The organism is Echinicola strongylocentroti (assembly GCF_003260975.1).
Lineage (GTDB): Bacteria > Bacteroidota > Bacteroidia > Cytophagales > Cyclobacteriaceae > Echinicola > Echinicola strongylocentroti.
Map to the genome: position 1 here is coordinate 5,812,283 of NZ_CP030041.1, position 13,001 is coordinate 5,825,283.

The window sequence follows — 13,001 nt, forward strand, 5'->3', positions numbered from 1 at the left end:
TTGCCCTGTCCCCCAGTGCAGCTGTCGGAACAACAGATGACAGATTTTTCGTGAACACTTTGGTGTCTTGGCCACTTAGTGGCTTCTTCCATTTTTAGAGCAATAAGGGTACTACGGCTGCAAGGAGAACATTTCCGTGAAATAGCACTTGATCGGGAGTACTTACATTTGACTTTCCATGATCTCTATATTTTACTTGATATCAGTTAATCGTTTTAGTAAATAATATTTGGTATAATTTCTATAAATGTGTTTGTAGGATACTTGTGTGTAAGGTGTTTGTTTCAAATAATATTTTAATTAAATGGTCAAACAAATGTTTAAAGTTTGCTAATACTTGTATGATCGGTATGGTATTTTGTTTACTAAATTGTTAAAAATATTTGCATTTATTACCAAAAGGCTTTCAAATATTGTGTAAAATGATTTACTTATAGAATGTTATAGGTATTAAAAAGGTGGGAGATGGCTTATTAGTCTCCTGTTATGACCAACCTTTAGAAATATCTTAGCTCATTATAAACCAAAATAACCTAACATTATGAAAGAAAAATTACCATGGGCGGTATCACCCAGGATTAAAGGCGCAATGGCTTTGTTTTGGGGGGTACAGTTTGTAATTAGCCCCATTTTTACACCAGCTGTTTCTGCTGATTCCGCGACAGCGTTGGCGACCAGTCCTATTGGTCAGCCTTATTCATTTCATTTAAAGGATAAAGAACCAAAAAAAACCGATGAACGGGAAAAACGTTTTATCGAGGTGATCAATGTTCCAGAGAGGAATGTTTTTCCGCTTTATGTAAATGAAAGAAAAGAGAATTATCCGATGGTTTCCTCACTTGATAGGGAAATTGCGGAAGAAAAAGAAGTGACAGGAAAGGTCTTGGTACCCGGAGACCCGTTGGGTCTTCCAGGGGTTACGGTAAGGCTAAAGGGCACAGATGTAGTGACCGTCACAAATATCGACGGTGAATTTTCGATCTCTGTTCCTGATAATAATGCTGTCCTTATCTTCAGTTTTGTCGGGTACCAGACCACAGAAGTACCCGTGGGCACCCAAACGGATATTACCGTAAAGCTCGAGGAAAACCTAGAAGGACTGGAAGAGGTAGTGGTGGTAGGATTTGGTACGCAAAAGAAGGAAAGTGTAGTGGGTGCGATGTCTACTATTAATCCATCTGAGCTCAAAATCCCCTCCAGTAACTTGACCACGGCATTGGCAGGTAGGGTGTCAGGTATGGTTTCTTACCAGACCAGTGGCGAACCCGGTGCTGACAATGCCCAGTTTTTTGTTAGGGGTGTTGCTTCCTTTAACAACCAAAACGGTCCTCTGATCCTTATCGATGGTGTGGAATTAACGGCTGATGATTTGGCCCGGCTGCAGCCTGATGATATTGAGAGTTTTTCTGTGCTGAAAGATCCCACTACCACGGCGATTTATGGTGCCAGAGGTGCCAACGGAATCATCTTGGTGACCACCAAAACAGGTGTAGAAGGCCCCGCAGTGGTTAATTTGAGGGTGGAAAATTCGTTCAGTTCACCGACCCAATTGGTGGAACTGGCAGACCCAGTTACGCATATGCGGCTCCAAAATGAAGCCAATAGGACGCGGGGAGATTTTTCCACTTTTACAGAAGAGCAGATAGCAGGTACCGAAAGGGGAGGAAACCATAATATCTATCCCGCAACCGATTGGTATGAAACCTTGTTCAAAGACTATGCAAGTACTACCCGGGTAAACCTCAATGTACGTGGTGGTGGCCCTAAAGTCCGGTATTATGTGGCTGGATCATTTAACAAGGACAATGGCCTGATCAAATCTGACCAGGCAAATAACTTCACCAACGGTATTGACCTTAAACGGTACTTGTTACGATCCAATGTGAATATAGACCTTCACAAAAACACCGAAATGATCGTAAGGTTACATTCTACCATTGATGATTATAGAGGCCCACTCCAAGGAGGTAACGACATTTATAATGCAGCGGTACGGACGAGTCCTACGCGGTTTCCAGCAGTGTATGATCCAGACCCGAGCTTGGAAGGTGTGCCACATATCCTTTTTGGCAATGGCCTCCCTCCCCGTGGACAGGTCGCGGCCGGTGGAGACGAAAGTGCCGTTCCCGTGTGGTTTAACCCGTACGCAGAACTCCAGAGAGGCTATCGCGATACCCGTCGGCAGCTTTCCTTGGTACAGTTGGAATTTAAACAAAAACTGGATTCTTGGACACCAGGATTGAGTGCCAGGATCTTGGGCAATATCAATACCACTTCATACTTCGAAAATAGGAGGGCTTATCAACCGTACTTTTATAGGTTGTCCACATTTGATCCTTACACCGAGGAATACAACTTGGTAAGAACTGCCTTAGCTTCTGGGGATGAGTCGTTGGAACTACAGCCTGGCCTGCATACCAATAACTCGGTGATTTATATGGAGTCGGCAGTACATTATAACCGAACTTTTGGCAAGAATACGGTAGGCGGCCTAGTGGTAATGATCGCTAGGGAATACCTGGATGGTAATGCCAATACGGTTCAGCTTTCTCTCCCCAGTAGAAACCTTGGTATTTCTGGGCGTTACAATTATGATTATGACAATAAGTATTTTGCTGAATTTAATTTCGGGTATAATGGCTCGGAACGTTTTGCCAAAAACAATCGATTTGGCTTTTTCCCTTCTTTCGGTTTGGGCTGGCTAGTATCCAATGAGAATTTTTTGCGCTCATCATCACTTATCAGTCGATTGAAGTTTAGGGCTTCGTATGGTTTTGTGGGCAACGATCAAATAGGTAATTCCAGAAACGACCGTTTCTTCTATCTTTCAGAAGTAAACCTGAGTGATGGAGGCAGAAGTGCCACTTTTGGACGTGAGCTCAATGCCGGCATTCCGGGGGTATCCATCAGCAGGTATGCCAATCCTTTGGTGACCTGGGAGCTTGCCGAGAAGGCCAATTTTGGTATGGAACTGAACCTGTTTGACGATGCGGTCCAATTGAGAGTGGACGCATTTAAAGAAAACAGGACGAGTATCCTACAGAACAGGGCAGACATCCCCTCCACACTGGGCTTACAGGCACCACTACAAACCAATGTAGGGGAAGTGAAAGCCCATGGGCTGGATGCGTCCCTGGACATCAACCACTACTTTAACAATGAATTTTGGGTGATCGGTAGGAGTACATTCACCTATGCGGACAATGAATTCGTGGTCTTTGAGGAGCCTGACTTTAGTGAAGTAGGAGCTCCTTGGCGATCCAAAACAGGGACGAACGTAAGTGTGGCGCAAGGGTATATTGCCGAAAGGCTATTTGTGGATGATGAAGAGGCAAAAAACTCTCCTGCACAATTTGGAACCCCAGGTGTGGATTATGGCGGTGGAGATATCAAATACAAAGACCTCAATCAAGATGGTATCATCACTGAACTGGACCAAGCACCAATTGGCAAACCACTTATTCCAAAAATCACCTATGGATTTGGGTTCTCGGCCGGTTACAAACGATTTGATATCAACGTGTTTTTCCAAGGCTTGAGTGAATTGTCCTTTATGATCAATCCTGTTAGCACTGGGCCATTCATCAACTCCATCCAGAATGAGGACAATTCGTTGGCTTCGGGGATATTGAGCGAAAACGGTTTGCTACAGGCGTATGCGGATGACCATTGGTCTGAAGAAAACCGCGATGTATATGCGCTATGGCCACGCCTATCTACCAATCAAATCAACAATAACATACAAACGAGTACCTGGTGGATGCGAGATGGTTCTTTTTTAAGATTGAAGCAGCTGGAAATAGGGTATAACCTGCTAAGTGACGCCACCAATAAACTGGGAATGACCAACCTGCGGGTTTACGCCACCGGTACCAACCTGTTTACTTGGAGCAGGTTTAATCTTTGGGATCCAGAGTTAAAGGGAAATGGAATGAATTACCCTTTGCAGCGTGTGATCAATCTAGGTGTTCATATTGGATTTTAAAATATAGAAATGATGAAAGCGAGAATATTAAAATACTTTGTGGTCCTGACAATGATGTTTCCCATGTCCAGTTGTGGGGATTATCTTGATGTGGTCCCTGATAATATTGCAGTGATCGAAGAGGCCTTTGATACCAGGGAAAGTTCCCTCAGGTTTTTGGCTACCCTTTACAATTATCTTCCGCCTTTTGGGCATTACAACAATAATCCGGCATTGGCAGCAGGGGATGAAATAGAGGTAAACGATAACGTGGCAAGAAACTGGAGCAGTAGGAGAATAGCCCGTGGCGGCCAGAATATCATCGCGCCCGATCTGGGTTATTGGGGCAATAACGGTACGGTTACCAACCTGTTTATAGCTTTGAGGGATTGTAATATCTTTTTGGAAAATGTGGACAGACCATTTGACCTGACAGAGGACGAAAAAATCAGATGGATAGCAGAAGCAAAATTCCTAAAGGCCTATTTTCATTTTTACCTGATGAGAATGTATGGCCCGATGCCCATTACCCGCGAAAACATCGATGTAAGTAGTGGTGTGGATGAAGTGAGGGTAAAAAGAGACCCTGTCGATGATGTGACGGATTATATAGTGGAGCTATTGGACGAAGCGATCCCAGATCTACCCTTAGTGATCCAGGATACTGGAAATGAGTTGGGACGTATCACTTCTCCCATTGCTGCATCCATCAAAGCCAGGGTATTGGTGACTGCTGCCAGCCCACTATTTAATGGAAATACCGATTATAGCAACTTTGTAGACCATGATGGTGTGCAGTTGATAAGCAGTGAATACGATGAGACCAAATGGGTCGAAGCAGCGGCGGCTTGCAGTGAAGCTATAGAACTCGCCCATGAAGCAGGTCATCAGCTGTACCGGTTTCAGCAGGCTCCTTCGGACTGGTCTGATACCACTGTGCTGAAACTGAGCATTAGGGGAAGTATGACAGAGAGATGGAATGATGAAGTCATTTGGGGAGGTTCGGACAGCCAGGTTTCAGGAGGATTCCAAAGCTGGGCACAAGCGAAAATAGCCAATGGGCTTACAGCAGAAACACGTCAAAGTGCTCCGTCTACATGGTCGCCACCAATGCGGATAGCTGAGATGTTTTATACTGAAAACGGGGTGCCTATGAACGAAGATTTGGATTACGATTATGCCAATCGGTATGAGGTGGGAACTGCCAATTCAGCCCATAAGCACTACGTGAGAACTGGCTTCGAAACCGCCAAGCTTCACTTGAACAGGGAGCCGCGATTTTACGCTTCCATAGGATTTGATGGTGGTATTTGGTTTGGTCATGGGGTAAAAAGCGATGATGAAGCCCTGTTCGTTAGAGGCAAAAAAGGAGAGCAGTCTGGAGACCTAGACGGACGGCTGTACTCTAATAGCGGCTACTATGCGAAGAAGATGGTTTACTACGAAAACGTCCAACAAACATCCACCGCCGGGTATTCTGCCAGGTCTTATCCATTCCCTATTGTTCGATTGGCCGACCTGTATCTGATGTATGCAGAAGCACTGAACGAATCAAGTGGACCTGCCGCTTCCCATGAGTGGGTTGACCTTGTTCGGGAAAGGGCCGGTTTGGAAGGAGTCGTGACATCTTGGGCCAATCACTCCAATAACCCAGACAAGCCTACGACCCAAGAGGGAATGCGGGACATTATCCAGCAGGAGAGATTGATTGAGCTTTGTTTTGAAGGTATTCGGTTCTGGGACTTGAGAAGGTGGAAGAAGGCATCGGAATATTTGAACAGTGACATTAGGGGCTGGAATTCACAAGGAGAGACCACAGATACCTACTATCAAGTGACCTCTCTGGGTACCTATAAGTTCCTGAGCAGGGATTATCTGTGGCCGATAGCAGAGGAGGACATGATCGCCAATTCCAATTTAGTCCAAAACCCAGGTTGGTAAGTAAAAACAAAAATCGAATATTATGAACATCAATATAAAAATACTAGCGATATTCAGTTTGCTGGCTTGCTTCTCGTGTGAGGAGGAGTATATCGAGCCTTATCCAGAAGATGGGGTGCCTCCCGGCAAAATAGGGGAGGTGGTCGTGAGCAATTTGCCCGGAGGGGCAAAAATAGAATATGCCACTCCACAAGACGAAGATGCACTTTTGGTAGAAGCCCATTATACACGTGACGATGGGAAGGAAGTCGTGACCAAGTCATCCATCTATAAGAATTTCATAACAGTAGAAGGCCTGCGGGAGATCAAGGAGCGTCAGGTAAGCCTGATTGTGGTGGACCGGAGCAATAACAAATCCGAACCGGTGAATGTTAGCATAAATCCTGAAAAAGCACCCATCGATCAATTTTATGAGACCATGGAATTGGTAGAGGACTTTGGAGGTGTGAGGCTACGGTTTGATAACTCCAATAACTTGTCAGCTGAGATTTTGCTGTACAGTGAAGATGATAGCGGAAACTTGGTATATACCCAGTCCACTTTTGTCAATAATGACCAGCAAAATTCGATCGCTTTTCGGGGCTTTGATGTGAGGTTACAGAAATTTGCCGTGAAGGTCATCGACCGATGGAACAATATCACGGATACCTATGAAGAGGAAATCACCCCCTTAAAGGAATCCTTTATTCCAATAGAGAACTTCAGGGATATATTTCTTACAGGTGATCAGGAAGATGCCTTCGGTTGGGTGAAGACCAATATGTGGAACAATACCCTAGGTGGCAATGGCTTTCACACCGCTCAGGATGAGCCAGGTCATGTGGTGGCTCCATATACCGAATCTTACCATATGTTTACCATGGACTTAGGTACCACTGTTAAGTTAAGTAGGTTTAAGTTTTGGCAACGGCAAGGTGGCTGGATATTCAGGCACGGTAATCCCCGTTTATTTGATCTGTGGGGAATTGATGAACTTCCTGAAGATAGTAATGGAAGCCTAGAAGGTTGGGTGAAGCTAGTAGATAACGGCGAAGACTTCAAGCCATCCGGTGGACCTGAAGGAAGTAATAGTGCCGAGGATCAAGCAGCTGCCGCAGCAGGCGAGGAGTTTGACTGTAATGTGGAAGCGCCACCGGTGCGGTACATAAGGTTTGTAAACAAGGAATCGTGGTCCGGTGGTAAGTTTATGCACATAATGGAAATTAATTTTTGGGGACAAGAAGTAGAACAATGAAGACGTCAAAAAGAATGATTTCGAATATAACGAAAGTACTGTTGGTCATGATAATGGGTGCAGGCTTGGTGGCCTGTGAGACCACTATGGAGACCTATGACGAGTTTTTGGTAGATGGTGAGACCGTCTATGTAGGAAAAGCCGATTCGGTAATGGTAGAAGAAGGCTTTGAAAAGCTGAAGTTTAACATAGCCATAAATGCTGATCCCAAAATCACGAAGGGGTTGATCAATACCATTGACGAAACCATCCATCATGAGTTTGAGGTGAACCGCAAGCATGCAGGGGCTGATACCATCACCGTGGACATGGAGCTTCCTGAAGGAGAGTATACTTTTGGTGTTTTCTTTTTTGATGATTATGGAAATAGCTCTATCAGGGAAGAAGTCACGGCTAGGGTCTATGGAGAAGCTTATATAGATCGACTGATGAACAGGGCTATAAGTAATATGGAGATGAATGACCAAAACGAATTGACTATCAATTGGTCATCTCCCATCGGTACAAGTACTTATACCCAGCTGACTTATGAAGACCCAATGGGAGAGGTTCATAGCATCGAAGTACCAAATGAAGATTCTGAGACCATTATAGAAGCTGTAAAGGAAGGTAGTGAGCTGACGATCATTACAGCATATCGACCTACTTCTACCTCTTTTGAGGATTTTATGGCTAATCCATCAGTTGTGATGGTACCGGATATTTCCCTTCCCTAATGGGCTTGTTTTATGCCAGGCCGCCTGAGTGGTGGCCTGGCCCTAGGGATAACGGTAAGAGCGGGAAGTGCAAGAAAAATTAGTTAGTTTGGCGGTGTAACCGTCTGCCAAGGTGGACGGTTACCCTGTCTAACTGCCTGATAGAACCAGAAACTAAGGCTTAATGGTCGATTTAGAAGACATTAGGTCAGGACTTCTGTGGACATGCCTATTAGCCAGCGGCGGGTCGCTTAGATAGACGAATGCCTATTCCGTGATTACCTAAACGGTATTGACTTTGGGTTTGAATTTCCTGATTATTTTGCATTTTAAATCGTTTAACTGTCAAGGCTACCATTAAAGTAAATTATAATTATATTTACGTCATTATGGCAAAGAAGAAAATTTCCATTACCGATATAGCGAAGGACCTCAATGTTTCGATTACGACTGTTTCTTTTATACTGAACAAGAAAGCCAAGGGGAAGATTAGTGAAGAAGTAATCAAAAAAGTGGAGGATTATGTAAAAAAAGTAGGTTATAAGCCCAATCAGCTTGCCCAAGGACTCAGGACGGGAAAATCCAACATCATTGTTTTTATGGTCGAGGATATTTCAGATGCATTTTTTTCCAGTATAGCGCGGTTAATGGAAGAAAAATCTTACCAAAATGGGTATAAACTGATCTTCTGCAGTACAGAAAACGATCCGGACAAAACACGTGACCTTATCCAAATGTTTAAAGATAGACAAGTGGATGGCTATATTATTACCCCTCCTGATGGCTTCGAAAAGGACATCAAGAGCCTAGCTGATGATGGCCACCCTTTAGTTCTGTTTGATAGGTATTTTGCGGACTTGGACGTAAGTCATGTGGTCATCAATAACCAGGAAAGCACTTTTCTTTCGCTTAAGCACATGATAGAAGGAGGGTTTCGTAATATTGGTTTCGTTACGCTGGAGTCTGGGCAGTCCCAGATGGTAGACCGACTGGAAGGGTATGACAGGGCCGTTTCCTTGTATGGTTTATCTAACTACACACTGAGGATCAATTTTAAGGATTTCAAAACACTCAAAGCCTATAACATCATAGAAGACTTCCTGGATGAAAATCCTAATTTGGATGGCTTGTTTTTTGCCACCAACTATTTGGCCAAAAGTGGATTGAGAGTGCTTAAAAATAGAAATATTACTATCCCTGATCAGGTAGGGGTAATGAGTTTTGATGATAATGAAGTCTTTGAGCTGTATACGCCGCAGATTTCTTGTCTCTCCCAACCCATCGAATCCATTGCCGAAAAATTAATGGAGATTATGCTTAAGCAACTGAAAAACACCAATTCTAATGGACATATTATCCATTCCGAATTGCCAGGGAATTTGGTGATCCGTCAATCCAGCTTCAAAAATTAACAGGGATACGTTTAGCGGGTCCAAGGCTCTTCCTATTAATCCTATTTTGTTAAACATTCTTAAAGTAAAACATTTTAATGGTTAATTTGAACTAGTTTTATTCCAAAGCAGTGTAGTTTATATAAATGCTTTTGCAACAAGAGTAGGCTGTGTGGGGAAGGAGCAGGACAGTGCTTCTGTATTGATACTGGGACCATGTTTCTTAGTTCCATTGGGTTGTGCATGGAAGATACATAAGTAGAAATTAAGGTTTTGATAGTAATGTGATCTTATAAAAGGTTTTATTTTTATTACTTAAAAGTAAAACCTTTTAATAAAAGATTATATATTTGAGAAATGAAGTAAAGAACAATGCATTTGATTTGTGTTATTATTGGTCCTGAAAATGACGTGATAACTTATTTTAGTGCAGTAAAAATAAGTGATATATGATAATTGCAGTTTATATTTCTGAAAAGTATTTGGGTAATCATTGTATATTTTGATTAATGATTTGGGTTTTTATCTACCATTCAGGATTTGTGAGAGTTCGGAAGTCTTGAATAATTAATAATCTTTTTTAAAAGGTTTTATTAGGTTAACAACGAAAGCAGAGGTCCGCCTCTGTTTTCGTTAATGTTAAGGCCAATATGCACCCAACTTCATAAAATAAACCTAGAATAATAAAATTTGGTGATTTTAATAGAATTAGATAAATGAAAGAATGTTTTAATGAGGATAATCTTTGGGGGATAGATTTTGGAGGGACAAAGATAGAAGGGGTCATACTGCATTCGGCAAAGAAACCTGAAGTCATCTTTAGATTTCGCGTGAAGACTGAATCCCATTTAGGGTACGAGCATATTTTGGATCAATTTTCCAAACTCTTCAATACGATGAAAGAGAAGGCAGGATATGAGCCAATGGTGATAGGAGTAGGTAGCCCGGGGACATATATTCCCCAAAAGAATGAAATGAAGAATTGTAATGCTACGGTGGTAAACGGTAAGCCATTTAAGGATGACCTGGAGCGAAAGCTAGGAATAGAGGTCATTTTGGCCAACGATGCCAATTGCTTTGCCCTAGCCGAAACCAAAATAGGGATCGTTCAGGAGCTTTACCCAGCAGCCGATGTGGTGTTTGGAGTGATACTGGGCACTGGTGTAGGTGGCGGCGTAGTGGTCAGAGGAGAGATCATCAATGGCAAGCACGGCATAGGAGGAGAATGGGGGCATAACTTCCTCGAAGAGGGTGGTGACAGCTGTTATTGTGGCAAATCAGGATGCAATGAACAGGTGTTTTCCGGCCCTGCTTTGGAGCGATTTTACCATAGAATATCAGGAAAAAAGAAAACCATGCAAGAAATCTCCCTTCTTGCTGAATCAGGCATAGACCCACATGCCCAACAAACGATGGATCGATTGATCCACAGTTTTGGGAAAGCCCTTAGTGTAGTGGTCAATGTCATCGATCCAGACGTGATTGTCTTGGGAGGCGGAGTAAGCAATATCAAACAGATTTATTCCGATAGTTTGAAAACACTGAATCAGATGGTCTTCAATAGAAGTTTCGATGCTCCATTGGTGAAAGCCAAATTAGGTGACAGTGCAGGGGTATTTGGTGCAGCCCTGCTCGTGGGGAAAGAAAAATCAGTGTATGAAGAAAATTAGGAAGTGATCCCATTCCGGTACTTAAGGGAGATACTCTTTGGCACCTAGGAAAAACCCATTTACCCAATAACCCAAATTACTAACCCATGCTTAATGTAACCTTACAAAAAGTGATACTAATGTCCTTAGCCATTTTGGTAACACCATTTTGCAGAGGACAAGAAATAATCAAAGAAACCAAAAAAGAACTGCTCTCGCCCAATGGGGATTTTGAATTCCGCGTATACCAAAAGGAATTAGACCAAGGTGGAAAACAATTGTTTTATGCGGTCAAGTTTAAGGAGAAAGACATCATCTTAGAATCTAAACTTGGTGTTTTGATTAAAAACCAACTTTTCGAATCTGCACTAGCCGTCCCCAATGATACTACCGAATACTGGAGCCAAAACCTTGACCTGGTTGGGGTGAGCAGTGACCAACACAATGAGACTTGGGAGCCATTGTATGGGGAGCGTAAGGAAGTGGTCGATCAATATAATGAGCTGACGCTTCACTTCCAGAAGTTTGGTGACCAAGAAGGGGGAGTGGAAGAAGGCCATTCAGGGACCTCTTACGATAAGCGCCAACAATACGAAATGGATCTTGTGATCCGGGCCTATGATAGTGGTATAGCCTTTAGTTATTCCTTTCCAGAAACCAAAAACGGACTTTTTTTACATATCACAGGTGAGCAAACCTCCTTTACATTTCCAGCAGAAACCTATGCGTACTATGAACGCTGGGCGCAGGGTCCGTATGAACGTAGACCACTTGAAGGCTGGGATGAAGAGAGTGAGCGACCTCTTACCTTAAGTCTTAAAAATGGCATTACCGTCGCTTTGACCGAAGCGAGACTCGTGGATTTTGCACGCACCAAGTTTCGACTTAGCAATCATCAGGCCAATACGCTCGAAACTTCCCTGTATAATACAGTAGATGTCATTACGCCGTACCAAACGCCCTGGCGAGTAATCATGGCGGCAGATACACCGGGAAAATTGATTGAGAACAATGACCTGATCTTAAACCTCAATCCTGAAAATAAAATCGAAAACACTTCATGGATAAAGCCTGGAAAGGTATTTCGCTCTGATCTGACCACTAAAGCAGCTAAAGAAGCCGTGGATTTTGCGGTGTCCAGAAACCTCCAGTATGTCCACTTGGATGCGGGATGGTATGGTCCAGAAATGAAAATGTCTTCCGACGCAACTACGGTGGATCCTGAAAAGGACTTGGATTTGCAGCAAGTAATCAACTATGGCGCCAGTAAGGACATTGGTATCATCGTTTATGTCAATCAACGGGCCTTGGCACAACAACTGGATGAGCTACTGCCATTATATCAAAAGTGGGGACTGAAGGGTGTGAAATTTGGCTTCGTCCACATTGGTTCGGATAAGTGGACTACCTGGTTACATGAGGCCATAAGAAAAGCCGCAGACCATCAGCTCATGGTCAATGTCCATGATGAATATCGTCCCACGGGTTTTAGCCGGACTTATCCCAACTTGATGACGCAGGAAGGTATTAGAGGAAATGAAGAAATGCCTGATGCTGATCATAACACCATTTTGCCTTTTACCCGCTATTTGGCTGGTGCCGGGGATTATACTATTTGTTATTTCAGCAATCGCATCAAGACCACCCATGCCCATCAATTGGCCTTGGCAGCCATTTATTATAGTCCTTTGCAATACCTCTATTGGTATGATAAGCCGGGCTTTTACCGAGGAGAGCCTGAATTGGCGTTTTTTGACAAGGTGAAGACCGTCTGGGATGATACCCAAGTCCTGCATGGGGAAATTGGCAAGTTCATCACCGTAGCACGGCAGTCTGGTGAGGACTGGTTTATCGGGAGTATTACCAATACCGCCTCTCGGGAGGTCGCCTATAGTTTGGATTTTCTGGATAAAGATAAATCCTATATCGCCCATATTTATATAGATGATCCTTCGATGGATACGAGGACCAATGTCAGGATCCTTCGCTATACCGTGAATGCAGAAGACCAGTTGAGGTTTTCCTTAGAGGCCAGTGGTGGGGCAGCGGTTCATCTCTCGCCCGCATCAGGTTCCGGAAAAATTGAAAAATTACCAAATGGTAGTTTGTAAAAAAAGTAAACAGTTT

The 13,001-nt window shown here is 43.4% G+C and carries 7 protein-coding genes; all 7 read left to right on the forward strand.

Annotation, left to right across the window (positions count from 1 at the left end; all coding sequences use genetic code 11):
* The first annotated feature begins 541 nt into the window (after window positions 1-541).
* The 7 genes from DN752_RS22910 to DN752_RS22940 all read left to right on the forward strand — a co-directional run bounded on the left by DN752_RS22910 (window position 542) and on the right by DN752_RS22940 (window position 12,985).
* Window positions 542-3,985 carry a SusC/RagA family TonB-linked outer membrane protein gene (locus DN752_RS22910; RefSeq protein ID WP_245949376.1) on the forward strand — a complete coding sequence of 1,148 codons (3,444 nt, stop codon included), beginning with the start codon at window positions 542-544 and terminating at the stop codon, window positions 3,983-3,985.
* Window positions 3,986-3,994: 9 nt separating this feature from the next.
* The gene (locus tag DN752_RS22915) at window positions 3,995-5,905 is read left to right on the forward strand and encodes a RagB/SusD family nutrient uptake outer membrane protein (RefSeq protein ID WP_211324082.1); all 1,911 of its coding nucleotides are present in this window, start codon (window positions 3,995-3,997) and stop codon (window positions 5,903-5,905) included.
* Window positions 5,906-5,927: 22 nt separating this feature from the next.
* Entirely contained in the window at window positions 5,928-7,139 is a 1,212-nt protein-coding gene (locus DN752_RS22920; RefSeq protein WP_112786135.1) for a DUF5000 domain-containing lipoprotein, read from the forward strand.
* A gap of 14 nt (window positions 7,140-7,153) precedes the next feature.
* Complete coding sequence (locus tag DN752_RS22925) at window positions 7,154-7,855, forward strand: DUF4998 domain-containing protein (protein ID WP_162633332.1); 702 nt, start codon at window positions 7,154-7,156, stop codon at window positions 7,853-7,855.
* Window positions 7,856-8,223: 368 nt separating this feature from the next.
* Window positions 8,224-9,246, forward strand: a complete 1,023-nt coding sequence (locus tag DN752_RS22930; RefSeq protein WP_112786137.1) for a LacI family DNA-binding transcriptional regulator — start codon at window positions 8,224-8,226, stop codon at window positions 9,244-9,246.
* Between the two features lie 695 nt (window positions 9,247-9,941).
* Window positions 9,942-10,895 (forward strand): ROK family protein, encoded by a 954-nt coding sequence (locus tag DN752_RS22935; protein WP_112786138.1) that lies wholly within the window; start codon window positions 9,942-9,944, stop codon window positions 10,893-10,895.
* 119 nt (window positions 10,896-11,014) lie between these two features.
* The gene (locus DN752_RS22940; RefSeq protein ID WP_245949378.1) at window positions 11,015-12,985 is read left to right on the forward strand and encodes a glycoside hydrolase family 97 protein; all 1,971 of its coding nucleotides are present in this window, start codon (window positions 11,015-11,017) and stop codon (window positions 12,983-12,985) included.
* The last annotated feature ends 16 nt before the right edge of the window (window positions 12,986-13,001 follow it).

Coding starts and splice junctions, on each gene's coding strand:
- DN752_RS22915 (WP_211324082.1), top strand. CDS start 3,995: ATGATGAAAGCGAGAATATTAAAATACTTTGTGGTCCTGACAATGATG.
- DN752_RS22940 (WP_245949378.1), top strand. CDS start 11,015: ATGTCCTTAGCCATTTTGGTAACACCATTTTGCAGAGGACAAGAAATA.
- DN752_RS22920 (WP_112786135.1), top strand. CDS start 5,928: ATGAACATCAATATAAAAATACTAGCGATATTCAGTTTGCTGGCTTGC.
- DN752_RS22910 (WP_245949376.1), top strand. CDS start 542: ATGAAAGAAAAATTACCATGGGCGGTATCACCCAGGATTAAAGGCGCA.
- DN752_RS22930 (WP_112786137.1), top strand. CDS start 8,224: ATGGCAAAGAAGAAAATTTCCATTACCGATATAGCGAAGGACCTCAAT.
- DN752_RS22925 (WP_162633332.1), top strand. CDS start 7,154: ATGATTTCGAATATAACGAAAGTACTGTTGGTCATGATAATGGGTGCA.
- DN752_RS22935 (WP_112786138.1), top strand. CDS start 9,942: ATGAAAGAATGTTTTAATGAGGATAATCTTTGGGGGATAGATTTTGGA.